Raw genomic sequence first — 24,772 nt, forward strand, 5'->3', positions numbered from 1 at the left:
CCAATCTTGTCAGTGCAGTGGCTGTTCGTGGAGTTGTGCAGCCAGCTTGGCCTACCCCTCGTATCGAGGTGATGTACACGCCCAGCGAGACCATCAGGCTCCACGCCCTTCCGATAGGCCTCAAGGGGTGCCGTTCAAACCGGACGGAACAGGGCGTTGAGGTGATGTGGACGCCCGGGTGGCATGCGTTTCCTAGCGATCGACGTGCGATGCAGGTGCTCCGACTTGGGAGAGAAGTATCCATAAATGATCCATCATGTCCGTTTTATGGAGGCTGACACGCTCTACGGCGGAGGGACGGCTGAGTACATCGCCCGGGCGCGCGAGCGCTTCTTAGAAAGCGGCACCGTGCCTGTGATGCAGGTGCGCCCCGCCATCGTGGAGTCGTGGCACCGTTCTTGCTTGTCCGGAGTGAGCTACGACGATCTCAACCCGCCGTATTTCGAGGATCTCGACACCGAAGGACGGCTCGTGCTCGCCGCGAAGCCGGTGCTGGATCGGCTGGAGCAGACGCTGCTGGATGCCCCGGCGAGCCTGATCCTCACCGATGCTCAGGGGCGGCTCCTGGATCGCCGCGTGGACCACGGATCCTTCAGACGGCACCTCGACAGTCTCTGGCTGGCTCCGGGGTTCAGCTTCGCCGAGGAGCACGTCGGCACCAACGGCATCGGGACCGCGCGCGAGACCCGGCAGATCACTTTCGTGGGCGGAAGCGAGCACTTCGCCGCGCCGTTGCACGCGATGGCGTGTGCCACCGCTCCGATCACCGACCCGCTGACCGGGAGGCTGGCGGGCCTTGTGGACATAACTTGCCGGTCGCCTGGCGACGGCCCGGTGATGTCCGCTGTGGTGTGCGGCGCGGCCGGGGACATCGAGCGGCGACTGCTGGAGCTCGGCTCCGAGCGCGAGCGGATACTACTGAAGGAGTTCATGGCCGCCGAGCGCCACGGCGGTCAGGCGATCGTCGCCGTCGCCGACGATCTGACGATGGCGAATCGTCGGGCCGTCGACCTGCTCGAGCCTTCGGACCACGCGATTCTGCGGGACATGGTGGCCGACCTGTTGCGCGCGGGCGGGAAGCACGCCATCAGTCTTGTTCTGTCCCGTGGCGAGCAGGTCAGGATCCGCTTCAACCCCGTCGAGGCGAACAGTGCCGTGGTGAAGATCTCCCTCACGGACGGCCACCGGTCGACGCCCCGACCGCGGATACGACCCGCCGATCTGAAGCTGGCCGGCACTTCAACGGTATTCGCCAATGTCTGCGCCGACCTGGCGATGCACCGCCAGACATATGCACAGGTGCTCCTTGAGGGCGAGCCGGGAGTGGGCAAGGTGGCGCTCGCCAGGGCCGCCCATTACCGGTACTCGCCGGAGCGACCGTTCATCGTGATTGAGTCCGACGCCGACGTGGCCGGCCGGTGCCGGGCGGCTCGCGGCGCCCCTGGAGGCACCGTGGTCCTGCGCCATGTGGAATCGTTCACCGGCGACGCACGCGCAGCGGTGATGGACTGGCTGGACACGATCGCCGAAGACGCGGATCGAGTCTGGGTGGTAGCCACCGCCGACATCGGCGCCGAACTCCCCGAGGACCTGCCCGGCAGATTGCCGGCGACGCTCACCGTGCCGCCGCTGCGCCACCGCATCGAGGATGTACGGGAGTTGGTGCCTGCGCTGCTGAGCACCTTCGCCTCGGGCCGGTCGGTCTCGTGCGGCCCGGCGGCCATGCGGGTGCTCCTCCGCGCGACATGGCCCGGCAACGTGACCGAGCTCACCCAGGCTCTCCGTCACGCCCTGACCCGACGGCGGGTCGGGCAGATCCAGCCCGAAGACCTTCCGGAGTCGTGTCACGCCACAGGGAGCCACGTCCTCACCCGATGGGAGACGATCGAGCGCGACGCGATCATACGTGTGCTGCTGGAGACACATGGCGACAAGGCCGCGGCGGCCGACCTGCTCGGCATCTCCCGGGCCACCATCTACCGCCGGATCAACGCGTACGGCATCACGACAGCCGAAACACGCTCAGAATGAGACATCTCGTACCCGGGCTGATCAGGTTGTTTGGCTGTATGAAGACAACGTCTTAATTAGGCGTTCACTCGGACCCTCGGCCGACGGCGCCGCCAGGTCGCGCGTGACGTGTCGCAGGACTCGCAACAGATCCTCCAGGGCCTGACATCGGCAAAGGATCATCGCCTAGATCTGGGATTGCACGAGTGTGCGAACCGTAGCTGGTTTGCTCCGGTAGTGCGCGGCATCTCCCATCCCTGGGTCCAACCACCATCTCACTCCACACATCACAGCCCCAGGGCTCGTGGGGTCAACCGGATCAGAGTGTCGGAGCATGAACGCGAAGAACAAATGTTCGATCGTCGCACGCATCACGCTGTTCACCGGCGTGGTGGCCGCCATACTGTCCACGCTGCTGGCCGTCGTCATGATGGTCGCCATCCATAGTTTGGCCACTGGCTCGCTCATCCGGGAGGTCCACGCGATCAGCGGTCGGGTGGCCCAGAAGGTCGAGCAGTACGTCCAGGGCTACGTCGAGCTACCGGGTAGTCAGGTCCGCAACATCCAGATCGTCGATCCGCGGGGGCAGGTGGTCGCCTCCACAACAGCGCTACGCGGCAAGCCACCCATGGCCGAATTCGGCCCGGGCAGCCAGGGCAGCAAGCAGGCAGTCGTGTGCGATGGGGTGTTCGGGGCCGACAAGTGTGACATCGTGGTCGCGCAGTCGGCCCGCTGGCATCAGCTGAACTGGACCGTCTATGCCTCCTCACCTGTTGTGCCCTGGTGGATCGATCCGCAGTTCGCCGGCCTTCTCGGCGGGTCCGCGATCATCTTGGTCGTGGCCGTCACGTACCTCGCCAACCAGATCGCCATCGCGTCCCTCCGGCCGGTTGGTGCCATTCGACGGGAGCTCGACGAGATCAACGCGACCTGTCCCGGGCGCCGGGTACCGGTTCCGATTGGCAAGTGCGAGATCTCCTATCTGGCCAAGAGCATCAACCACACGCTGACCCGCCTACAAGGAGCGATGGAGCGGCAGCGCCAGTTCGCCGCGGACGCCTCCCACGACCTGCGCAGCCCTATCGCCGCGATGCGCGCAGAGGTCGAGGATGCGATGTTGGCGTCCCCAGAGGGCACCATGAACAGGACGGGGCGCGCCGTTCTCTCAAGCTTGGACCGGCTTGAGGCGATCGTGTCCGACCTGCTGACCATCGCCAAACTGGACGCCGGCGCGGCGTGTAATAACGACCCGGTCGACCTGGCCGAGCTGGCGGAGGCAGAGTGCGGGAGGCGTCACCATGTGAGCAAGACGATCGTCTGCCGCCTCGAACCCGACGTGGTCGTACTGGGCGACCGGCTGCGCCTGGGCCGCCTGCTCACGAACCTACTCGACAACGCCGAACGTCACGCCGAAAGCACGATCACGGTCAGTGTGCAGCAGGCCGACTCCAACGCCCGGGGCTTCCCGTACGGCGTCGCGGTGCTGGAGGTGATCGATGACGGGCCGGGCATCGAGCTGGACAAGCGCGAGCTGGTGTTCCAGCGGTTCGCCCGGCTGGACGCCGCCCGCAACAAAGACGCCGGGGGCACCGGGCTCGGCCTGGCGATCGCCCGCCAGATCGCCGAGGCGCACGGTGGCACCCTGCGGATCGAAGACAGCGACTGCGGTGCCCGCTTCGTCTTGCGCCTCCCGCGCCACCGGGAGACCGACCCGCACACACAGGATCCAGGCCAGATGTCCATGACGTAGGCGGCGGGGGGTCGGGGAGTCAGCGACTCACGGTCACTCGACACACCCGGTCCAGAGTCGACCCCTGGCCCGCACCCCCCATTTTCCGAGTCCGGACGGCAAGAACAGCAGCCTGTTCTCAAACTCACAGCGTGGGTTCGCATGAACGGCGCACTGGCCCCGCAGGAACTCTCCGGAGGGTCGCAGATGGCCTGCTCGTCACCGCGGCGCGCCGGGAATGCGCCAGGGCGGCGCGCTGGCCCGTGACGACCACAGGAGGGGGCGGCGGCTGACAGTTCATCGAGTTGGTCAGATCGCCGTCGATGCTCAGCAGGGACTCGCCGACGACGGGGTTGGGGAACAGCTAGTACCACCATTCCGGCGCTCGGTTGGAGGTGAGGATCGATGAGCCGGCAGTATGGGGAAGCCTGATCATCTTCTAGATGATCGGGCTTTCCGCTTGTCTGACCGTCGCCTGACGGTGGGCCAGAGCCGGCCGTTCGGTTGCTGCTCAAGGGCCGTGACCGGGCAGCTCAGCGAGCTCAGGCTCGGACGCGAGGTCGCGATGACTTGAAGTCTTCGGCAAGGCGATCAAGGGGGCACTGCCTCCTTCTCCCGTACTTGCTGCCCCTGACCAGGTCGGCGAACAGCTCTCAGCTCGTCAGTCTTTGAGCGGGGCCCCGTGTTGCAGCGTTGCGACGATGGTGTCGGCGACATCTTGCAGGTGCTCGACCTGGAGCGGCGTCAGGTCTGCGAGGACGTGAGCCCGGACGGCGGCGATCTGCAGAGGGCCAATGCGCCGGACCAGTTGCAGGCCGTCGTCGGTGAGGACGGCCTGTTGGGCTCGTCCCGGCTCGGGCGTCGGCTCGCGGCGTACGAGCTGGGCGCGCTCGAGCGCGCGCAACGCATGAGAGATCCGGCTCTGCGAGTACTGCAGTGTGTCGGCGAGCTCCTTGAGTCCGACCGTGCGGTGCGGAGCCTCGGACAGGAGCACCATGACCTTGTAATGCGAGTGGGGCATGCCCGCATCGGCCTGGACCTGGCGCTCCAAATGGAGATCCACCAGATGGATCATCATCGCCAGCGAGCGCCATGCGGCGAGCTCCGGGGCGCTGAGTCTGGCCGTCATTGCAGCATCTTCGCAGATCCGATCGGACGGCGTGGGAATGGACCCAACGAGTTGAATGTTAAAGTCACTTAGCGACTTGAAGTTTCAAGTCGCATCGCGACCGAGGGGTCACGAGAGAGGAGTACTGACGATGTCCAATCAGCTGGCCGGGCGAGAGTACCTGTTCGACCTGGGAGAGCTTCAGGTGCGCTACCGCTTCGACTCTGCCGAGTCGGCCACGTTCACGGTGGTCAACGGTGCGGGCCTGGCGCCCGATGGCCACACGGAGACCGTCGACATCACGGTCAAGGAACTGCGTTCCGGGCTGTACCTGAACAGCTGGCGCGAGGAAAGCGGCGCGACGGTGACCCACGTGGAGGACTTCGCCAACGGCGTCCTGTACTCCAACGTCACGGTCGACGGCCAGATCTACACCTTCGTCGGATCGATCAAGGAGGCATGACCATGGGCAACAAGGACATCGTCCTGACCGCGATGCATGAACTGTTCCACCAGAAGGACCTGACCGCGCTCGACCGGTACTGGGGCGAGCCGTATGTGCAGCACAACCCCACGATGCCCAACGGACTGGACGGGCTGCGTGCCATCGTCCCCAATCTGGACGGGTTCTCCTGGGAACCGGCGCGCGTCGTCGAGGACGGTGACCTGGTCATCACACACAGCCGGGTACACGGCTGGGCCGAGCACCCGGTCGTCATCGCCGACATCTTCCGGCTCGAGAACGGCCGGATCGTCGAGCACTGGGATGTCGTCCAGGCGGAGGTCCCCGCCGAGTCGTCCGCCAACGGCAACCCGATGGTGTAACCGCAACGCAGTCGTACGCCGGCCGGCGGTGCTCGCCGCCGGCCGGATCTCCGATCGATAAGGACTGACAACAGCTCAATGAAGATTGCCATTTACGGAGCCGGCGGCATGGTCGGCAGCCGGATCGCGGCCGAGGCCGTCGATCGCGGCCACGACGTGATCGGGGTGACCCGGTCCGGTGGCGTCCTGCCGGGCGGCGTTCGGGCCTTGCGGGGAAGCGCGACCGACCCGTCCATCACCAAAGCCGTGGCCGACGAGGCCGACGCCGTGGTGTGCGCGATAGGGCCCGACGACTACCTGGACGCCATCGCCACGTTGGCCACAACTGTCGGCCGGAAGCGGTTGCTGCTGGTCGGCGGCGCTGGAAGTCTCATCGTGGACGGGCAGCGCGTGGTGGATTCGCCGGACTTCCCGCCGCAGTACCAGGCGGGAGCGCTGATCATCGCGCAGGGGCTGGACTACCTACGAGAACTGGGCGACGGCATTGAATGGACGATGCTCTCACCCGCCAAGGAGATGGCACCGGGCGAGCGCACGGGAACCTTCCGGCTCGGCCTCGATGCACCGGTCGGTGACCGGATCTCGGCGGAGGATTACGCGGTCGCACTCGTCGACGAGATCGAGCACCCGGTCCACTACCGTCGCCGATTCACCCTCGGCTACTGACAGTGATGCTGTGGGTGAGGGCCTCCCGTCGCTCACCGCCGAGCGAGCCGCGAGCGCCGATGCTCAACCGGGCGCTCAGATCGAGGCGTACCTCCCCGTAGGGGCGGATCGACCGTCACGACCGAGCACCTGGAACGGCTCTAGGCCATGTGGACTTGGCCTGTGTCAGCTCCCGGTGCGAGGGTCGATCAGGTCGATCGTCTCTATGGACGGGACGCTGTCCTGCAGCACCGAGCTGATGAGCTCGCGGAGCTGGTGGGGCGGGATGATGCACTCCCAGCAGGTCTTGTCGCCCCCCACCAGGCGGAGTGTCAGCTGCGACTCGGTGGCGGACTCGACCTTCAAGTCGGCACCGTCGGCCTGGAAACCCTGGCGGAGCCCGTCGAGGGCCTTCTCGAGATCTTCCCTGGCGCTCATGCCGCCTCCCCTACCAGGGCCGCGGCCACCGAGTCTACGATCTTGGCGGCCCGCTGCCTGAGCTCGTCGTCGCTGATCGCCGCGATCGGATGCTCGACTTCCACGAACTGCAGGTCTGGCCTGCCGAACGCCTTGGCGTGCGCGATGGCCGAGTTCATGAATACGGACGTGTGGATGGCGACCGTTGGGATACCTCGTGTCTCGAGTGCGACGGCGTCGCGCACGCATCCAGAGGTGCACGACCCGCAGGCTCCGACGCCGGTGACGACGAACTCGTACTGACTCGCCAGGTCGTCCAGCAGTGACGGGTCGGCCGGGCGTGAGTAGACCAGCTTGCGCGCCATCCCGAATGGGCGCACACCGTAGTGCTCCTCGAGCATGGTGCCGACGTGGCGCAGCAGGGGGCCGGCATTGCCTTTGGTGTTGTCCAGCAGCACGCCCCGCGCGCCGGTGAGTTCGGGAAGGCGGGGCGCGACGGAACCGGAACCTCTTGCCGTCGCGGTCGGGTCGATCAGTCCGAACGACGATGTCAGGATGGCCGCGGCACGGGCCTTCCGGTCTTGGTCAGCTTTGACGGGACACACATTGCTCACCTCTCATATCTCGATCTTGCGAGTTACCGACCGGGTGCCCCAGCCGGGAAGGTAGGCGGAATGGCGGCCCGGGCCGCCGGCCACGATCACCACGATGTCGGTGACCCGGCGGGCGACGGGGATGCGTGAGTCCGGGTCGTCTCGGTCAACCCAGCGTGGCCAGGTCGTGTAGTTCTGCGTGTTGCGGCCGTGGATGCCGCCGGCCTTGATCTCGGCGTGCCCTCGGGTCGCGTTCTGGAAAAGGAAGTGCTGTACGTCCGCCTTTGTCCAGCCGGACGACGCGATGATCTGCGCGTGTTCCGGGCACAGCACCACGAAGCTCTCGCCCTGGATGAAGATGTGGTTCGAGCCGAGGTTCGTCATCATGCTGGCGACGGTCTTGAGAATGTCGAACGGGTTGTCGGCCGCCTGGTTGTTGATGTTCTGCGGCCCCTCGGCGCCGTACAGTGTGACCGCGCTGTCGGTGCTCCGCAGCCCCCGGTCGACGTGCAGTCCCGGCCAGGGAGACGCCTCCTCGTTTTCCCCGATGCAGAAGCTGAACTTCCCGGGCTGGCCGAGTGTCGCCTTGTCGGTCTCACCGGGACGGGATCCGCCGATGTTGACCAAGGCGAGCTTCAGCGCCCTCCCCAAGGTCGCGTTCGCCCGCACGCCCTGCCCGAAAGTGTTCGCGCCCGAGTTGATCCCCAGCTCGTTCCGGATCGGCCCGTGCAGGATCATCAGAGGCGATGCCATGTGGGTCGAGCACTGAATTCCCCCGATGTTCATCGCCGGATCGGTGGCGGCTTCCAGTGCCGCGATCAGCACCGGCATGTGTTCCGGGACACAACCGGCCATTACCGCATTGGCCGCGATCTTCTCGACCGTCGCAGCCCCGCCAAGAGGGGGTATTTCGGCAATTAAATCGCCGGATTTCCGGCCGCTGTGCTCCACGAATTCCGCGACCCGCAGGGCGGTCGGTGGAATAACGGGAAGGCCGTCAGTCCAGCCTGCCCTGAAGCAGGTCTCTAACAATTCCAGCACGTCGGATGTGACGATTCCGATGTCGGATGTCATTTGTTTCCCCCTCGGATTCCATGTCCCTTCCGCGAAGAAGGGGCGCCGTCGGACACCACACTCCATTGTCTTAAGAATCTTGTTTGCCGAGCAGGCATCAGCGCGCTACTCTCGAATCTAACAGCCAGTGGAAACGAGGGTCAAATGATGACTGGACAATCGCGCGAAATTCATTTCCGCATGACGGGATTCGTAAATGAATAAAGCACTGAACGCGGTATGCCCGATACTCGTGCAGTTCGCCGCGGTCGCGCGCGAGGGCCAGATAACCCGGGCGGCGGCCGCGCTCGGCGTCCCTCAGCCAACCGTCACCCGTCACCTCGCGCGACTGGAAAGCGTGCTGGGAGTCCGCCTGTACACCAGGGGACCGGGGGGAGTCACGCTCACCGCAGACGGCGAGATGCTCCTCGAACCAGTTGAGCAGGCGCTGGCCCTGCTGCTCAGCGGCGTCAGCCGACTGGAGGCCGCCGGTCCCGGGGAGCAGCGAGTCTCGCTGGCATTCCTGCACACTCTCGGCGAAGAGACGGTGCCGTCGCTGTTGCGCACGTTCGGCGAGATCACTCCGCACGCGACGTTCTCGCTGATCCAGGACAGTGCTAATGGTCTCCTGCAGCGCCTGGCCGACGGGGAGGCCGAACTGTGCCTGACATCCCCGCTGCCGGACGACCCCGCCCTCAACGTGGTACGCCTCGGCGTGCAGCGCCTGGTCCTGGCGGTGCCGGAGCATCACGACCTCGCGCGGGAACCGGCCACGGCTCTCGCGGCGGCCGCCAGCGAGGACTTCGTGACCCTCGAACCCCGCAACCACATGCGCAACATGGCCGATGCCCTCTGCCAGGCCGTCGGATTCGAGCCGCACATCACATTCGAGGCGTCCGGCGTCAGCACCCTCCGTGGCCTGGTGGCGGCAGGACTGGGCGTGGCGATCGTCCCCGCGGCGCCCTCGCCGGCTGCGGGCGTGGTGGAAGTGCCCCTTGCCGACAAGGGCGCCTACCGCGAGATCGGCCTGGCATGGCGGCGCGACATCAGCTTGCCGGGACCGGCCGACGAGTTCCGCCGCTTTGTCATCGACCGGTTCCGCTCCGAGCCCTTCACGGTGCGCGACGGCATAGAAGCAGGAGGTACGCAGGGTGAGCAAGATCGCTGAGTCCGCCGGCGCGGCCGTCGCCGACATCACGGACGGCCGGACAATCGCGATCGGCGGGTTCGGGCTCTGCGGAACACCATCAGCCTTGATCGAGGCGCTACTGCAATCTGGCGCGACTGATTTGCACATCATCACGAACAACTGCGGTCCCGACAGCTCGGATGTGACCCGCCTTCTCCGGGCCGGCCGCGTCCGCCGCGTCAGCGCCTCCTACATCGGAGATAATTCAGAATTCCTGAACAGCTACCTGGGCGGGGCCATCACGGTGGACCTGATCCCGCAGGGAACCCTGGCCGAGAAGCTCCGTAGCGGCGGCGCCGGAATCCCCGCCTTTTACACGCCCACCGGTGTCGGGACCGCCGTCGCTCAGGGCGGCATTCCCGTGCGGTACGGAAGCGGGAGCGGGTTCGCCGCGGAGTATTCGGCGCCCCGACATGTCGCCGAGTTCGACGGGCGTGAATACCTGCTCGAGCGGAGCCTCACCGCGGATTTCGCGCTGGTCCGGGCCGAAACCGCGGACACGATCGGGAACTTGCGCTTCCGGGGGGCGGCGCGGAATTTCAACCCGCTGTGCGCGATGGCCGCCCGCGTCGCCATCGTCGAGGTTCAGGAGGTCGTGGAGGCAGGCGGGATTCCCCCCGATGACGTCCACCTGCCTGGCGTGTTCATCTCGCGTGTGGTGGACCTCGGAGGGCGCATGCGGAAGCCGATCGAGCGCCTCAGGACAACCGATCCCGTTCCGGCGGGCGGCGGGAGCCACGGGCTATGACATGGTCACGCGACGAAATGGCCGCCCGTGCCGCCGCCGAGCTCACGGACGGCCAGCATGTCAATCTGGGAATCGGGATCCCCACGCTGATCACCGGCCATCTCCGTGATCGCGCGATCATGCTCCATTCCGAGAACGGGATCATGGGGCTGGGCGGCTACCCGCTTCCGGGGGATGAGGACGCCGACATCATCAATGCCGGCAAGGAGACGGCCACGACGGTCGCCGGCTCGTCGTTCTTTGATTCCGCGATGTCGTTCGCGATGATCCGCGGAGGTCATATCGAGGTGGCGATCCTCGGGGCCATGCAGGTCTCTGTCGCCGGAGACCTCGCGAACTGGACCGACGATGGAGCCAGGGTCAAGGGGATGGGCGGCGCGATGGACCTCAGTGTCGGCGCGAAGAAGGTGATCGCCGTCATGACTCACCGCACCCGTGAAGGGCAACTGAAGCTTGTCCGGGAGTGCAGTCTGCCGATCACTGCCCGTGCAGCAGTCAGCACGGTCATCACTGACATCGGCGTGTTCGACGTGCGGGAGGATCACTTCAGGCTCCGGGAGATCGCACCGGGCGTGCCCGCACTGGATCCGGAACTGTCCAGGATGCTGCGCCCCGGCCGGTGACCGTGCCCGGATGCAGGTCAAATGAGTGAGCTGACGCCCGCGGACTCCGCTTGAAGTTACGGCAGAGGAACAAGAAGATCGCATTGAGTGACCTGGCCCGCGAACTTCGAGTAGATCACAAAGCACTTGGAGGTGCAGCGATGGACACATCCGCGTATTTGAAGGCCGTTGTCGAGCAGACGATCACGTTTGCCGATTGGGTGGACGGCCGGGATGCGGCGGCCCCGGTGCCGACATGTCCGAAGTGGACGCTGGCCGATCTTGTCGACCATGTCGGCGGGACACAGCGGATGGTGGCGATGCTCGTGGGTGAGCAGATGACCGAGCCGAGCAGGGCGTACGCCGGCTACGTTCCGGGCCCGGCCGATTCGAGCCAGTGGCGCGCCTGGCTGAGCGACGGCGCGGCCGAGGCGAGACAGGCGTTCGCATCGGTCGCCGATGACACGCCGGTGTGGGATCCGTCGGGCTGCGCCGCAGGCGTGCCGTTCTGGTCACGTCGGCTGTTCGGCGAGGCTTGCTTGCATCGTGCGGACGCGGCTGCGGCGCTCGGCATGCGGTACAAATTGGCGCCGGAGCTTGCCGTTGCGGCCATCGAGGACTGGCTGGACACGATGACTTCCCGCGGCTACTGGGAGAACAAGCCGGGCTTCGCCGATGCGATGCGCGGGGGCGGTCAGACTCTGCATTTCCACGCGACCGACGCGCCTGGGGAGTGGGTGGCACGCCGGGAACCGGACATGGTCGTGCTGGAGCGCACGCACACCAAGGCGGACGTCGTGGTACGCGGCCCAGCCGTCGAGCTCCTGCTCGTGATCAGCAGGCGTCGCCCACTGGATGCGGCTCCCACGCTGGAATTGCAGGGGGATCGAGCGCTGCTCGACCACTGGATCGAACACATGGACTGGGTCACCAACGGCTGACCCACGCTTGGATACAACCTCGCGCCCAGCGTCGCCATCGCCTCCAACGAGAGCCTCAGCGGCTGGACCAAGACCTTCACCGACCCCCGCCTCTGCGCCGCGATCGTCGACCGACTCACCTTCGGCGGCAACATCATCGAAACCGGCACCGACTCCTGCCGCCTCGCCCAGACCCGTGCAGCACGCCGGCCCTGACTGCCGGCGGACACCGAAAACCGGGTCTGATGCCGATTTCGTGATGGATTCACTGGCCGTGATCTTTGGGGCTGCCGGTCAGGCGATCCAGGGGGGTGTGATCTTGTTGTCGGCGTCGCCGGGGGTCCAGGCGTGAGCGTCGGCGGGAGCCGTGACGATGGCCGTGTAGCCCTGGGGGCCGGCAATGAGCTGGCGGGTGACGTGGGCGGGTAGTACGGCTGTGTCGCCGGGGCCCGCCGTGGAGGTTTCGCCGCCGAGTTCGATGGTCGCCTCCCCTTCGAGGAAGGTCCAGATCTGTTCGACGTCGAAGATGTGGGCGGGGCCCTTCACGTCGGGTTTGACCTCGGTGCGCCAGATAGAGGATCGCGCACCGCCCAGGGTCGGCGAGGCGAGGGTGGTCATGACGGCGTTCGGGGTCTCAGATCGACGGCTTTCGGCATGACGGACGAGCGTCACGGTTCACATCCCTAATATAGACAATGTCGTTGTCCATATGGTTAATGAGGTTGTCCATCGTGTCAAGCGATCTGCCGGGCTTCGAATTGCCGCTGCGGCTGCTGCTGGGGTTTCGGGCGCTCATCGACGAGCTGCATGAGGAGCTCGCCCGGCAGGGCCATCCGCAGATGCGGCCCATGCACGGGTTCATCTTCCAGGCCATCATGCGGGCCGGCGGCCCGTACGGGGCGACGGCCGCCGACCTGGGCCGCGCGCTGGGCGTCTCCAAGCAAGCGGCGGGCAAGACCATCGGCATGCTGGAGGGTCTCGGCTATCTGCGGCCCGGGTACGATCCTGGCGATGCGCGCCGTAAGACGTACACGCTGACCCCGCACGCCTACGACGCGCTCGAGCGGTCGGAGCAGATCTTCGAGGACCTGCGCGACCAGTGGGCCGAGACCATCGGCGAGGACCGGCTGCGGGGCATGGTGGAGGACCTGCGCAAGGTCACGCCACCCGACGCTTTCCGCCTCGACACGCCACAGTGGTTCAACTCACCGTGACGATCCCTTTGAACAACTCAAGTCCACACGCCAGACGCAGTGCGGTCATTGCTCCCAAACATTGATCACAGCTCCGACCACCCCATGCGGTCAGAACCCGCGAACAAGCGTGACGACCCCGACCGCAGTTTCGCGATCTTCAGTTCCAAGTCCCCGGCCGCAGTGGTCAGCAGCCGGTCCCGGTGACCGTTGCGGTGGGTGGTTCGCTGATCGGAGCGTTGGTGCGGGGCGGCGCCGATCACCGCGGTCGCCTCGGCCTCGATAAACGCTTGCAGCACGGCTGTAGACCGTGGCGGATGACGTCGTCGGCGTCGGCGGCTTTCAAAGACTCCAACAGGTCGAGCAGGGCAGACTGATCCAGAGCCATCGAGTGGTGTCCTTCGCGAGAACCCTTGGTCGGGAACTCGCTGACCGTCACACGATGGCTCGCCCCATGTCCGGGGCTTGCGTCAGCAGCTTGGAGTTACACCACCCGAGGGGACGCCACCCCGGCGAGGCGTAGCAGGTCCCGAAGGGGCGTTCTCACATCGGAAATCTCGCCGGTCCCTGAAGACTCCTGCGAGAAGCCGCACCGCCGGCAGACGCGTTGGCCGCCCTCTCGCGACGCCCTATGAGCGGTGACCCGGCGCCTGGCACGGTCGGCGAATATGGCGTCTCATTCACTCGCGCGACGGCCGCGATGTCTGCTTTGTAGTGTCCGTGAAATGTGAGACGGCCGAAAGGGGGTGCCAGCACCCCTAGGCGTCAGGACCCCAGTGCTGCACTATGACGAAAACGAGCTCGGGCGCCCTCCTGCCACCACTCGCGAGAAAGGCGTTGCATCGGCGATCTCGCGCGACTCTCGCGAGTATTCACCGGGTCCGCAGACCGTTGAGGCCCCACTGGGATCGCTGTGATCAGAGAGCGCCTATAGCCGTAGTCCTCGAATACAAGGAGCACACGATGGCCATCTCGTTGACCGCATCTCCGGACGCGCCGCTCATCGAGCCGGGAACCTCGGCGCCGGTGTCCGTGCAGTACATTAACACAAACGGTTTCTTCGAGATATTCCTCTGGGAACGCATTGTCGGCGAGAAATGGCAGTTAATCGATCTGGCCTCTCGCGTGACCGACCCGATCCACGATGTGACAAAGGAAGGGATCATATTTCAGCGCATCGGCGCCGGGCAGATCTATCAGGTTCGCATGTATCACGAGAAGGACGCCAACCCGAACGAGCCGGACATGCCGCGCCCAGACGCGCAGGTCACAGTGGTCGGGCTCGCCAAGGGGCCCGATCCCGCGAATCTCGCCGAGACCCAGGAGATGGGTGTGGGTGGCACCTGGGCGTCCTGGCACATCACGACGACGGTTCCGACCTTCTTCACCGTCCAGGTCAGCGCTGCTCCTCCCGAGGTGGACGGCGATGGAATGCCCTTCTTCGTCAATCCACTGGCCTTCGGTGCAACGAACGCCTTCGACACGAATCATTTCCTGGAGGTGGCGTCGTGGGACCTGGTGCCGGGAAATAGCTACCATGCTCTGGTCCTCTTGAGCAACGAAAAGGGTGAGTGGCAGGTCCTTCAGTTCGCTCTCCAGACGAAGCTTCGGAAGGTGACGATCGTCCTCGACGAAATCCATGTCATTAATGACGGCGACTTCGGGGACAACAAGGCGCGATTCAGTGTCTGGGTGAAGGAAGGAGGGAAGGACGTCCGGGGATTTAATCTCCCTGAACGCGAGATATCGGACAGGCCGGATCCGGGCAAGGAATGGCAGGAGCATATTAAGTTGCCGGCAGATTGGTCGCCGGTCGTCATCGGCCCGGCGCAGGTAACACTAGAGAACGCCACCGTGTCGATCTTGACCAGGGGTGTCGCGCCAGTCGTGATCGGGAAGGATCAGATAGCCGGGAACTTCGTGGGCGCCAAGGCGTTTCATGATGCCCTGTTTCGTTTCGGGATCGGTTCGGCAGACGAAGAGGTCCAGGGCGCGCAATTGACGACGCGAGCGATTCATCTGTCAAGCGACGACGAGTTCGAATACAGTGTCACGGCATTCTTCACGGTTGAGTACGTCTAGATCGCGGCTTCGTTCGCCTCTGGATGCGATATCTGGCCGCAGGCAGAGCCCGCTACTCGGGGCGATGAATCTCTGAATGGGGCGGTGGCCCGGCGGTAGCGCCGGGCTGCCATGAGCTTGGCGGAATGGCTGGGCAGGACCGCCCCCAGGAGATCCGGACGCCCGCAACCGTCTGGCTCGGCAGGCCGGTGTGACGATCTCCAGTTTGGAGACGTTGCCCACGGTCTTGCCGTACGCCGGCGCCGTGGACCCGCAGAAGTTGTTCCCGATCATCCGCACGGGCGTGCACCGGCATGAGTGGAGGGGCGCGGCCCGAAGATCAGTCGCGTCTCCTCCGCCTTCCAGGCCGGCGCAGAGATCGGATGAAGGGGTCTTCCAGAAGCAGCGCCCGACACTCTGATCTCCGGACGATGGATCTCGCCGAGAAGCCGGGGTTCCACGCTGTGAACAGAAGATCGTCTGTGTGTTGACAGGCGAACGGATTCGTGGGATCACAAACGAAAGATCCGATCCGTGAGCGCTCACGGGAGCGCTACCGGATGAAGCCCACCGGATCCCACCCCCCAAGCAAGGAGCCCAGATGGCCGGTACGACCACTCGGAGGAGGCGGTTCGCCGCCGCGTTCGTCGCGGTGATGTCCCTCCTCCTCGGCATGTCACTCGCGACCCCCGCGCGAGCCGATCTCCAGAACCCGCGTCAGGCGTTCCTGCGCTCGTCCGTGTCGGGGTTGTTTCTGCACTGGGGGCTGCGCACGTCGCCGCAGCACACCAACTGCGCCCAGTGGGAGGCGGACGTCACCAACGGCGGCTGGACCCCGGGCTACTGGGTCTCCGAGGCCCAGAAGCTGCACGCGCAGTACATCGTTCTCGCCGCCTTCCACAGCCGGCTCGGGTACGCCCGGCCGTGGCCGTCCTCGATACCCGGAAGCTGTCGCACGTCCCGCGACTTCCTCGGTGAGCTGATCAGCGCCGCGAACGCGCAGGGCCTGAAGGTCATCCTCTACATGACCGACGACCCGCAGTGGCACAACGAGGGACTGAGCTCGGGTGACTGGCTCGACTCCGCGGCCTACTCCACGTACAAGGGCCACACCGTCGACCTGACCACCCGGGATGGCTTCGGCGAGTTCAGCTACGACAACATCCTTGAGGTCACGAACCGCTACCCGAACCTGTCCGGGTTCTGGATCGACAACGACAACGCGTACTGGGAGAGCCACGACCTGTACGAGCAGATCTACCAGCTCCGCCCGAGCTACACGATCAGCAACAACAACGAGGACACGCCGATCATGGACATGATCAGCAACGAGCAGAAGACCGGCATGTCCCCGAGCTACGACTACCCGCAGGCGGTCTACACGGCGGCGCCGCGGCTGATCGAGGCCGACTTCAAGCTCCCGTCGACCGGCGCGTGGTGGTACGACGGGTCCAATCCCTCGGTCGACCGCAAGCTCACCCTCGGCCGTCTGGTCACCAACGCCGGTTCCTCCATCAAGGCGCTCATGGCGGAGACCGCGCAGGTCAACGGCAAGTTCCCGTCGAATCAGGAGGCCTTCAACGACTTCGCCGACGACTACCTGGACCAGATCTGGCCGTCGCTGAACGGCACCGAGGGCGGCGGGTACATGTACGGCGGCCTCAAGCCCGGCTTCTGGAACAACGGAGCCCACGGCGTGACGACGATCAGCAAGACCAATCCGAACCTGCACTACATCCACGTCGTAACCCCGCCGTCGGGGAGCACGCTGCAGGTGCGCGACAACGGGTACCGGATCACCGGCGTGACCAACCTGCGCACCGGCGCCGCGCTGAGCTTCACCCAGGCCGACGGCACTCTGACGATCAGCGGCGTCTCCGGCTGGGATCCGTACGACACCGTCTTCAAGGTCACCTCCAGCGGCCGGGAGGGCGTCTACACGGGTGTCACGGTCGGCGCCACCGCCTCGGCGAGCGGGCACGCCGCGTCGGCCGCGGGCGACGGGAACTACCTGACCTACTGGGACAGCAACAAGACCACCCCGGTTTCGCTCACCTATGACCTGGGCTCCGCAAAGGCGGTCCGCTACATCGGGATCAACCAGCGGGAGGACTCGGTGAGCTACGCCCGGTCGGACACCGAGCAGTCCGCCCGGATCCAGGACTATCGGGTGTACGTCTCAAGCAACGGCACGAGCTGGGGGAGTCCGATCAAGACGGGCACCCTGCTGAGCCAGCGCGGGGTGCAGTTCATCGATCTGCCCGCCACCACCACGCGGTACGTGCGGCTGGAGGTGGTCGACACCTACGCCGCCTCGACCGACACCACCCGCTACAAGCGGCTGCGCGTCGACGAGACCTGGATCGGCGGCTCCTACGCCGGGAGCGGCGCGGGCGGGGGGACCACCTCGATCGAGGCGGAGACCGGCACGCTGAACGGCTCCGCGGTGGCCGCCGCCTGCGCGACCTGCTCGGGCGGCGCGAAGGTGCGGTTCATCGGGAACAACTCGGCGAACCACGACACCCTGACGGTCAACGCCGCCACGGCGGGCACCAGGCAGCTCACCGTGTACGCCGAGGTCGATGGCACGCGGTCGTTCTTCGTCAGCGTCAACGGCGGCACGGGGGCCGAACTCCCGATGACCGGTTCGAGCTGGTCGACTCCCACCACCGCGACCATGAACGTCAGCCTCAACGCGGGCGCCAACACTCTGCGGTTCTACAACAACGGAGCCAACGCGCCCGACCTCGACAAGATCACCATCAGCTGATCGTTTCAGTGGGCCCCCGGTGCCGCCCCCGGGGGCCCGCTGGCGTCAGGGGTCTCGGGTCGTCGTGACGGCCAGGCCCCCGCACCGGCCGGGTCCCGTCACACGACCACGAGGGTCCCCTACGGTGTGAAAGGGGTCGCTGGAGGCACCGAGGACAACACGCGACGGGTGGTCTCGAGGCCCCAGTCGTCGAGGTCGGCGATCCTGTCGGAGGTCGCGCGGAGCCCGCCGAACCGCTCGACGGTCGCGGTCCACTCCTCCCGGCGCTGTACGGCGGGGCGGACGATCAGGCAGTCCGGGTCGTTCACCCACAGGCGGCCGTGCTGCCAGGATCGGCCGGTCGTCGAGAGCACGGCGGCCTGTTGTGAAGGGTCGGACAGGTCACCCGTCCCCGCGTCGTAGGCCGCGGCGATGTCGGGGGAGACCCGCATGGCGTCGACGAGGCCGGCGCTCGGCAGGATGGGGGCGCCGCTGCCCAGCACGTACGATTCCGGTCCTGCCGCCTCGCGGACGAGCGCCAGCCCCTCCCGGTACGCGGCGATCGGCGAGGCCCCGGAACGCCGCGGCCCGGCCAGCGCGCCGGCGTACAGGAAGTCGAGCTTGAAGTAGTCGAACCCCCATCCGCGCAGAGTCTGGAAGACCTCACGGAGATAGGCGGCCGCGCCCGGGTGCGTGACGTCGAGACCGTACAGGTCCTGGTTCCAGTTGTGGCCGGCGTCGCCCACCAGCCACTCGGGATGCCGGCGGGCGAGTTCGCTGCGCGCCCCGACCAGGAACGGCGAGAGCCACAGCCCCGCGCGCCTGCCCTCGGCGTGGATCCGCGCGGCCGTCTCCGGGATCGAGGAGAAGCGACCCGACGGCGTCAGCCAGTCACCGATCTCGGCCTGCCAGCCGTCGTCGATCTGGACGACGTCGACAGGCAGGTCGTGTTCGCCCACCGCCCGGAGGTTCTCCAGGACGTCGTCCTCGGTGACGTCCTCGTAGTAGTGGTACCAGGAGCACCACACGGTGGGCGGTCTGCGCAGCGGGCCCGTGCCCGCCTCGGCGGCGAAGCCGTCGGCCCAGGCGCCGAGCGCGGCGTCGAGCGGGCCGGGGAAGGTCTTCTCGACGACCTCGTCCGGCCGGTCGGCCGTGATCACCATCTGGTCGTCCACCAGGCGGGCCCGGATCGAGGGGACCGTCGCAAGACCGTCCCTGGCGGCGAACAGCCGTACCGGGCCGTCCGGCTCGGGGGCCACCGCGAGCAGTCCCTCGCCCTGGAACCCGTCGGCGGGGGCGGGGAGCCCCGGCCGGTAGCGCATCGTCTGCATGACCTGCTGCACCGGCTGGAAGCCGCGGCCCCCGACGGGGAGCGCCGAGGTCGGCGTCCAGCTCTGCCAGCCGTGCGCGTGCACCAGCCCGCGTGCCGGATCGACCGGGATCTCGGCGATCGGATGAAAGATCATCCTTTGGTGGCTCCTCCCGTTAGGCCCTTGACGAAGTGCTTCTGCAAGAACAGGTAGAAGATCAGCACCGGCAGCGTGGCCAGGAACATCAGCGCGAAGACCGTGCCGAAGTCGGCCTGGTACTGGCCGATGGACCGGTAGATGCCGGTGGTGATCGTGGTCCCCTGGGACGGCCCGAGGATGACCAGCGGGTTGATGAAGTCGTTCCAGATCCACACGCCCAGGAAGATCAGGACGCTCGCGGTCGCCGGCCGCAGCAGCGGGAACACCACGCGCCAGAAGATGCGCGAACGGCTCGCGCCGTCGATGGCCGCGGCCTCCTCAAGCTCGATCGGGATGCCGCGGAGGAATCCGGTGAACACGAAGACGCCGAACGGGATGTAGTACCCGACGTTGAACAGGACGAGGCCCTGCAGCGTCGTCATCAGCCCGAGGGCCCGGAGCACCTGGGTGATCGGCATGAGGATCACCTGCGGCGGGATCATCAGGCCGGACAGCAGCAGGAGCATGGCCACCCGGGCCCACCGGCTGCGCGACCGGGCGAGGAAGTGCCCGAGCATCGCCGACAGGACCGTCAGCAGGATGATCGACAGCGTCGTCACCACGATGCTGTTGGTAAGGCTCGCCCAGAACAGGTTGTCCGTACGGCCGAGCAGCCCGGTGATGTTCTCCAGGGTGGGCGGGTCCGGCAGGGACGCCGGCGACTGGGTGATCTTCTCGCCCTGCTTGAACACGTTGACGAGGATCATGTAGAGCGGCACCAGGAAGAACGCGCTGATGACGAGCGCGACGACCGGCCGCAACCACGGCAGGCGGGAGTCCTTCACAGGTTCACCTCCCTGCGGTTGAGCACCTTGAGCGTGACCCCGGCGGCGGCCGCGATGATCACGAGCATCACGATGGCCATCGCGGACGCGTAGCCCTGCCGGTTGGCCACCAGTCCGGTCTGCAGGACGTCATAGGCGATGGTCGCGGTCGTCCCGGTGCCGGGACCGCCGTGCGTGATGACCTGGATGTGGTCGAAGACCTTGAACGCGGTGATGAGCAGCACGACCGTGTTGATGGTCAGCGAGGGCGCGAGCAGCGGCCAGGTGATCGAGCGGAACCGCCGCACCGGGCCGGCGCCGTCGATGGACGCGGCCTCGGCCAGCTCGTTGGGCACGCCCTGGAGCCCGGCCAGGTACACCACGACGCAGAAGCCGAGCATCTGCCAGGACAGGATGATGGCGATCGAGTACAGCGCGAGCCGGGGATCGGACAGCCAGCCCGGCGGCTGTTCCACCCCGAGCGCCCGCAGCGTCTGGTTGACCAGGCCCTCGTCGTCCAGCATTCGCGTCCACACGACGCTCACGACCACCGAGCTGAGCACCATCGGGGTGAAGAACACCGTGCGCAGGGCGTTGTAGAGCCAGCCCTTGCGGTCGAGCAGGACGGCGATGCCGAGCCCGGCCACATTCGGCACGATCACCACGATGACCGTGAGAATCGTGGTGACCCGCAGCGAGGTGAGGAACTCGCTGTCGGTGAACAGCAGCCGGTAGTTGTCCAGCCCCACGAACCTGGTCGGGGGGTTGAACGGGTTGTGGTTGGTCAGGCTGTAGCCGAAACTGATCGCGATCGGCGCGAGTACGAAACAGGTGTAGACGAGCAGACCCGGCGCCCCGAACAACGCGAACGACCGCAGCCGTTCCGCCCGCGGCAGGCGGGGCCTCCGCGACCCGGGGGTCGCGGAGGCGGGGACGGGTGTCGTCCTTACGTCGACTGCCATCGGTCAGGACGCCTTGGCCCACTCGTCGTCGAGGGACGCCAGCACCTGGTCGACGGTCTTGTTGCCGGTGATGAGGTCCTGGGCGCCTGCCCGCCACTTGTCGACCACGCCGGGCAGCATGCCGTCGTCACCGGCCTCCCAGCTGAACGCCTGGGTGACGGTGTTGCTCTTCACGCCCTCCTGGTAGAGGTCGTAGCCGAGCTTGAAGACCGCGCCGGTGTCGGCCGGGGGCGTGTATCCCTTGATCGCGGGGTAGAGCCCGTCGTTGTGCACGGAGGCGTCCAGGTTGGTCTGGTCGAGCGTGTACGCCAGGGCGAACTCCTTGGCCTCGGGCAGGTTCTTGGCCGTGGCGCTCACCGACAGGCCGCCGCCGGTGAAGGCGGGCACGACCACGCTGCCGTCGTCGGTCGGCCAGTTGAACGCGCCGATCTCCCACGAGGGCTTGCGCTTGGGGTCGTCGCCCGCGGCGGCGAACCAGTTGCCCATCGGGTACATCGCGCCCTTGCCGTCGAGGAAGGCCTGCTCGGTCGCCGCGTAGTCGCGCGAGACGTCCTTCTTGTCGAGGTAGCCCTGCTTGGCGAGCTCGGCGAACTTCTCGGTGGCCTTCTTGAAGTCGGGGTCGGTGAACTTCACCGTCCCGGCCCGCCGCTTGGCCATCCAGTCGGGGGTCTTGGCGTACACGTCGGTGGCGATCGTGGCCGTCCAGGCGAGCGTGGAGGCGAAGGGGTCCTTGCCGCCGCCGATCACGAACGGCGTGATGCCCTTCGCCTTGAGCTTGGCGGAGTCGTCGAGCAGCTCGGCGTACGTCTTGGGCGGAGCGGTGATCCCCGCCTTGGCGAACAGGTCCTTGTTGTAGTACACGACCGGGATCGTCTGGGTGTTGGTGGGCAGCTGGTAGATCTTGCCCTGGACCGCGCCGTTGTTGGGGAAGTCGAAGTCCTTGAGCTCGTCGGGGGTGAAGGCGGCCATGGCGCCGCTCTCGGCGAACCCGGCGGGGGAGACCGCGATCATCACGTCGGGGAACTGGCCGGACGCCAGCAGCTGCTTGGCGTAGGAGACGCGGTCCTCGGTCGGAGCGACCAGCTTCTTCACGGTGATGTCGGGGTACTTGTCGGTGACCCGCTTGATCGCCGTGTCCCACACCTGGGGAGTCATGTTGGGCGTCTCGAAGACCAGGAAGCTGATCTCCTTCTTGCCGGCGCCGCCGCTCGACTGCGCGGTCTGCTGGTCGCCGACGCTGCACGCGCCGGCGACCATGGTCGTGACGATAGCCGTCAGTAAAGCTTTGTGCTTCATGACGATGTGCCTTCCGATGAGTGATGAGGGGTGATTTCTGACGCCGCTGGACGCGGCGAGGCGGTCCCCGACGTTGCGCGGGCCGTCCTGCGGCGCACGGTGACGTCGGTGGAGAGCCCGGGCCGTTCTTCTGCGTGGGAGGGGAGGCGGACGCCTTCTGTTCCGCCGAGTGACTCCCAGATGCCGTCCAGGTAGGACTCCGCGAAGTCGCAGAACGCCTCCTGGCCGGGCGCGAACCTGCCGCCGTGCCGCGCCCCGAACCCGAGCAGCGACTTGGTGGAGGAACCGGCGTTGGCGACGATCCGCCCGACGACCTGCTCGTGGTCGACCTCGGGATCGGAGCCGTCGTACCACCACCCGCCGTCGGCGACGGTGAAGGCGGACTCGGCCACGCGCGGAAGCGGCCCGTACGCGGCGAGGGCCGGGACGACGACGTCCATGGCCGTGTCCCCGCGCGGGACGTCCGGATCGTTGCAGGCCAGGATCCAGTCGGGCCGTTCCGCCCGGATCCGGTCGTAGAGGCCGCTCCGCCTCCAGTAGGCGTTCTCCTTGTCGATCCAGAATCCCGCCAGATCCGGATGACGCCGCATGACCTCGGCGAAGTTGTCGGCGGCGAACTCGCCGAATCCGTCGCGGGTGGTCAGGTCGACAGGTCGCCCCTTGTAGGCGGAGTAGGCCGTCGAGTCGAGGGACTCGAGGCCGTCCTCGTCGTGCCACTTGGGGTCGTCGGTCATGTAGAGCAGGACTCTAAGGCCCCGGGCTTCCGCGGCGGCGACCAGCTCCCCCAGGAAGTCCCGCCGGGTGGCGGGGCTGCCGGGGATCTCCGACGGCCAGGCGCGGACGTAGCCCAACCTGCTGTGGAACGACGCGAGCACCATGTAGCCGGCGTGCAACTGGACGGCCCGGTCGAGCCAGTGGTCCGGAGTCCACCCGTCGGCCGTGACCCGGTCCTCCCAGGCCCGGACGTCCGTGTACGGAGGCGAGGTGCGCATGCCCCAGTGGAGGAGAAGGCCGAGCACGCCGTCCCTCAGCCACCTCTGACGGCCGAGGGCCAGAGCGGCGAGGTCGGCGCCGGAGGCCTGGACGAGTTCATTCCGCCGGATCATTGCACCTCCTCGTTACCGCTCACGTGAGCGTTCACGGAGACATTCATGCAACAAGGCGCGAATGTCAAGAGTGAGCGATCAGGCAGAGGCCCGCACGACCAGTTGCGGTTCGATAACGGCCTCGGGGATCTCGTCCTCGCTCATGCCGCCGAGCAGCAGCGCCGCCTGCTCGACGGCGATCTCGCCCAGCCGGCGCTTGTCGATGTGGAGCGTGGTCAGCGGAGGTTCCACGAGTTCGCCGATGCTCAGTCCGTCGAAGCCGAGGAACGCGCAGTCCTCCGGCACGCGCAGGCCGAGGGCGCGGGCCCGGAGCTGGGCGCCGATGGCGATCAGGTCGTTGTAGGCGAACACCGCCGTGACGTCCCGGTGCGCCGACAGCAGCCGCTCCATCGCCACCGCGCCGCCGTCGATCGAGTTGTGGGCGGGCTGTATCCAGTCGATGTCGACCGGGATCCCGCGCTCGCCCATCACCTTGAGGTACAGCTCGCGCCGGGTGTTCGGCGCCTCGGCCGACAGGTACGCCTCGTCGTCCAGCATCGCGATCCGGCGGTGTCCCCGGTCGATCAGGTACTCCAGGCCCCGCCGTGCCCCGCCCTCGAAGTCGATCCGCACGCCGGGCACCGCAGGGGCTCTGCCGCCCTTGTCCAGCAGCACGAACGGGAGGTTGCCCGCCGTCGCCTTGGCGATCGCCTCGTGATGGAGCAGGAAGGCCACGCCCGCGTCCACCTGGTCGAAGAGCATGTCGACGACTTCCAGTTCCTTGCGGCGCTCGGAGCCGGTGTTGTAGACGACGACCTGCCACCCGCGGCGTTCGGCGGCCTCCAGCACCCCCGCCGTCACCTCGGGGAAGAACGGGTTCAGCACGTCGGCGATGACCAGCCCGACGGTGATCAGATCCTGGCGGACCAGGCCCCGGGCGAACCGGCTCGGCCGGTATCCCATCGCCTGGGCCGCCTCGAGGACGCGCCGGCGGGTCTCGGGATCGATCTCGGACTTGTTGTTGATCGCCCGGGACACGGTCTGGCGGGAGACTCCGGTCGCCTGGGCCACTTGGTCGATGGTGACCCGAGGTTTTCTGTTGGTCGGCACGTTGGGACTGTAACCTCCCTGGACGCCTTCGGCGTATCGGGCGGCCCACATGGGTGGCATCTCCTGGCCCGCTGACCTCCACACATCCGATGTATCCGGGGTCGTCTGCCCGGGTTCTCGCCCGGACTGACCGTTGACAGCCACCTCGGTTGTATGGGATCACAGTCCACAGATCCAATCTTTGCGATCCGAAAAGCTGGCCGTG

Annotated in this window: 23 protein-coding genes and 2 pseudogenes; 13 read left to right on the forward strand and 12 right to left on the reverse strand. The window is 66.7% G+C overall.

Annotated elements, in window-relative coordinates; all coding sequences use genetic code 11:
* Positions 1 to 267: 267 nt before the first annotated feature.
* Together Pka01_RS10690 and Pka01_RS10695 are read left to right on the forward strand one after the other, a co-directional pair.
* A complete protein-coding gene (locus tag Pka01_RS10690; RefSeq protein ID WP_203882504.1) occupies positions 268 to 2,031 on the forward strand; it encodes a sigma-54-dependent Fis family transcriptional regulator in 1,764 nt (587 codons plus the stop codon).
* Between the two features lie 313 nt (positions 2,032 to 2,344).
* Positions 2,345 to 3,760, forward strand: a complete 1,416-nt coding sequence (locus Pka01_RS10695) for a sensor histidine kinase (RefSeq protein WP_203882505.1) — start codon at positions 2,345 to 2,347, stop codon at positions 3,758 to 3,760.
* 640 nt (positions 3,761 to 4,400) lie between these two features.
* Here Pka01_RS10695 and Pka01_RS10700 read toward each other — a convergent pair.
* The gene (locus Pka01_RS10700; protein WP_203882506.1) at positions 4,401 to 4,868 is read right to left on the reverse strand and encodes a MarR family winged helix-turn-helix transcriptional regulator; all 468 of its coding nucleotides are present in this window, start codon (positions 4,866 to 4,868) and stop codon (positions 4,401 to 4,403) included.
* A gap of 130 nt (positions 4,869 to 4,998) precedes the next feature.
* On the opposite strand from Pka01_RS10700, the gene Pka01_RS10705 reads away from it, so the two are divergent.
* The 3 genes from Pka01_RS10705 (at position 4,999) to Pka01_RS10715 (ending at position 6,338) form a co-directional block, all read left to right on the forward strand.
* Entirely contained in the window at positions 4,999 to 5,310 is a 312-nt protein-coding gene (locus Pka01_RS10705; RefSeq protein WP_203882507.1) for a MoaF-related domain-containing protein, read from the forward strand.
* A 2-nt stretch (positions 5,311 to 5,312) separates the two neighbouring features.
* Complete coding sequence (locus Pka01_RS10710; protein WP_239114880.1) at positions 5,313 to 5,672, forward strand: nuclear transport factor 2 family protein; 360 nt, start codon at positions 5,313 to 5,315, stop codon at positions 5,670 to 5,672.
* A 78-nt stretch (positions 5,673 to 5,750) separates the two neighbouring features.
* The gene (locus Pka01_RS10715; protein WP_203882509.1) at positions 5,751 to 6,338 is read left to right on the forward strand and encodes an NAD(P)-dependent oxidoreductase; all 588 of its coding nucleotides are present in this window, start codon (positions 5,751 to 5,753) and stop codon (positions 6,336 to 6,338) included.
* A gap of 165 nt (positions 6,339 to 6,503) precedes the next feature.
* Here the strand turns inward: Pka01_RS10715 and Pka01_RS10720 are convergent, their stop codons facing one another.
* The 3 genes from Pka01_RS10720 to Pka01_RS10730 are packed head-to-tail and all read right to left on the reverse strand — an operon-like array spanning position 6,504 to position 8,401.
* Positions 6,504 to 6,755 (reverse strand): NifU family protein, encoded by a 252-nt coding sequence (locus tag Pka01_RS10720; RefSeq protein ID WP_203882510.1) that lies wholly within the window; start codon positions 6,753 to 6,755, stop codon positions 6,504 to 6,506.
* Positions 6,752 to 7,339, reverse strand: coding sequence for a UGSC family (seleno)protein (locus tag Pka01_RS10725; RefSeq protein ID WP_203882511.1), 588 nt, complete (start codon positions 7,337 to 7,339; stop codon positions 6,752 to 6,754). The genes Pka01_RS10720 and Pka01_RS10725 overlap by 4 nt, the downstream gene beginning before the upstream one ends.
* Before the next feature lie 12 nt (positions 7,340 to 7,351).
* The gene (locus tag Pka01_RS10730) at positions 7,352 to 8,401 is read right to left on the reverse strand and encodes a hypothetical protein (RefSeq protein ID WP_203882512.1); all 1,050 of its coding nucleotides are present in this window, start codon (positions 8,399 to 8,401) and stop codon (positions 7,352 to 7,354) included.
* A 196-nt stretch (positions 8,402 to 8,597) separates the two neighbouring features.
* Between Pka01_RS10730 and Pka01_RS10735 the strand changes: the two genes are divergently transcribed.
* From Pka01_RS10735 to Pka01_RS10755, 5 genes and pseudogenes are all read left to right on the forward strand, one after another.
* Entirely contained in the window at positions 8,598 to 9,548 is a 951-nt protein-coding gene (locus tag Pka01_RS10735) for a LysR family transcriptional regulator (RefSeq protein ID WP_203882513.1), read from the forward strand.
* On the forward strand, positions 9,532 to 10,317 hold the full coding sequence (locus Pka01_RS10740) for a CoA transferase subunit A (RefSeq protein ID WP_203882514.1): 786 nt from the start codon (positions 9,532 to 9,534) through the stop codon (positions 10,315 to 10,317). Before Pka01_RS10735 ends, Pka01_RS10740 begins: the two co-directional genes overlap by 17 nt.
* Positions 10,314 to 10,940 (forward strand): 3-oxoacid CoA-transferase subunit B, encoded by a 627-nt coding sequence (locus Pka01_RS10745; RefSeq protein WP_203882515.1) that lies wholly within the window; start codon positions 10,314 to 10,316, stop codon positions 10,938 to 10,940. The genes Pka01_RS10740 and Pka01_RS10745 overlap by 4 nt, the downstream gene beginning before the upstream one ends.
* Before the next feature lie 140 nt (positions 10,941 to 11,080).
* Positions 11,081 to 11,860 carry a maleylpyruvate isomerase family mycothiol-dependent enzyme gene (locus Pka01_RS10750; protein WP_203882516.1) on the forward strand — a complete coding sequence of 260 codons (780 nt, stop codon included), beginning with the start codon at positions 11,081 to 11,083 and terminating at the stop codon, positions 11,858 to 11,860.
* Between the two features lie 27 nt (positions 11,861 to 11,887).
* Positions 11,888 to 12,055 (forward strand): annotated as a pseudogene (locus Pka01_RS10755) (ATP-binding protein); the annotation flags it as partial.
* 78 nt (positions 12,056 to 12,133) lie between these two features.
* On the opposite strand, the gene Pka01_RS10760 reads toward Pka01_RS10755, so the two are convergent.
* Positions 12,134 to 12,457: a cupin domain-containing protein gene (locus Pka01_RS10760; protein ID WP_239114882.1), complete on the reverse strand. Its 324-nt coding sequence runs from the start codon at positions 12,455 to 12,457 to the stop codon at positions 12,134 to 12,136.
* Positions 12,458 to 12,570: 113 nt separating this feature from the next.
* Between Pka01_RS10760 and Pka01_RS10765 the strand changes: the two genes are divergently transcribed.
* Positions 12,571 to 13,053 (forward strand): MarR family winged helix-turn-helix transcriptional regulator, encoded by a 483-nt coding sequence (locus tag Pka01_RS10765; RefSeq protein WP_203882518.1) that lies wholly within the window; start codon positions 12,571 to 12,573, stop codon positions 13,051 to 13,053.
* A 113-nt stretch (positions 13,054 to 13,166) separates the two neighbouring features.
* Here the strand turns inward: Pka01_RS10765 and Pka01_RS40710 are convergent.
* Positions 13,167 to 13,420 (reverse strand): annotated as a pseudogene (locus tag Pka01_RS40710) (transposase); the annotation flags it as partial.
* A gap of 575 nt (positions 13,421 to 13,995) precedes the next feature.
* Here Pka01_RS40710 and Pka01_RS10775 point away from each other — a divergent pair.
* On the forward strand, positions 13,996 to 15,114 hold the full coding sequence (locus Pka01_RS10775) for a hypothetical protein (protein ID WP_203882520.1): 1,119 nt from the start codon (positions 13,996 to 13,998) through the stop codon (positions 15,112 to 15,114).
* A gap of 580 nt (positions 15,115 to 15,694) precedes the next feature.
* On the forward strand, positions 15,695 to 17,863 hold the full coding sequence (locus tag Pka01_RS10780; RefSeq protein WP_203882521.1) for a discoidin domain-containing protein: 2,169 nt from the start codon (positions 15,695 to 15,697) through the stop codon (positions 17,861 to 17,863).
* A gap of 119 nt (positions 17,864 to 17,982) precedes the next feature.
* On the opposite strand, the gene Pka01_RS10785 is transcribed toward Pka01_RS10780, so the two are convergent.
* The 6 genes from Pka01_RS10785 to Pka01_RS10810 form a co-directional block, all read right to left on the reverse strand.
* Positions 17,983 to 19,308: a glycoside hydrolase family 36 protein gene (locus Pka01_RS10785; protein ID WP_203882522.1), complete on the reverse strand. Its 1,326-nt coding sequence runs from the start codon at positions 19,306 to 19,308 to the stop codon at positions 17,983 to 17,985.
* Positions 19,305 to 20,135 (reverse strand): carbohydrate ABC transporter permease, encoded by an 831-nt coding sequence (locus Pka01_RS10790; protein WP_203882523.1) that lies wholly within the window; start codon positions 20,133 to 20,135, stop codon positions 19,305 to 19,307. The genes Pka01_RS10785 and Pka01_RS10790 overlap by 4 nt, the downstream gene beginning before the upstream one ends.
* The gene (locus Pka01_RS10795; protein WP_203882524.1) at positions 20,132 to 21,076 is read right to left on the reverse strand and encodes a carbohydrate ABC transporter permease; all 945 of its coding nucleotides are present in this window, start codon (positions 21,074 to 21,076) and stop codon (positions 20,132 to 20,134) included. The genes Pka01_RS10790 and Pka01_RS10795 overlap by 4 nt, the downstream gene beginning before the upstream one ends.
* Before the next feature lie 3 nt (positions 21,077 to 21,079).
* Complete coding sequence (locus Pka01_RS10800; RefSeq protein WP_203882525.1) at positions 21,080 to 22,333, reverse strand: ABC transporter substrate-binding protein; 1,254 nt, start codon at positions 22,331 to 22,333, stop codon at positions 21,080 to 21,082.
* Between the two features lie 35 nt (positions 22,334 to 22,368).
* Positions 22,369 to 23,478, reverse strand: a complete 1,110-nt coding sequence (locus tag Pka01_RS10805; RefSeq protein WP_203882526.1) for an alpha-L-fucosidase — start codon at positions 23,476 to 23,478, stop codon at positions 22,369 to 22,371.
* 78 nt (positions 23,479 to 23,556) lie between these two features.
* Positions 23,557 to 24,567, reverse strand: coding sequence for a LacI family DNA-binding transcriptional regulator (locus tag Pka01_RS10810; protein WP_203882527.1), 1,011 nt, complete (start codon positions 24,565 to 24,567; stop codon positions 23,557 to 23,559).
* Between the last annotated feature and the right edge of the window lie 205 nt (positions 24,568 to 24,772).

Source organism: Planotetraspora kaengkrachanensis (assembly GCF_016862895.1).
GTDB lineage: Bacteria > Actinomycetota > Actinomycetes > Streptosporangiales > Streptosporangiaceae > Planotetraspora > Planotetraspora kaengkrachanensis.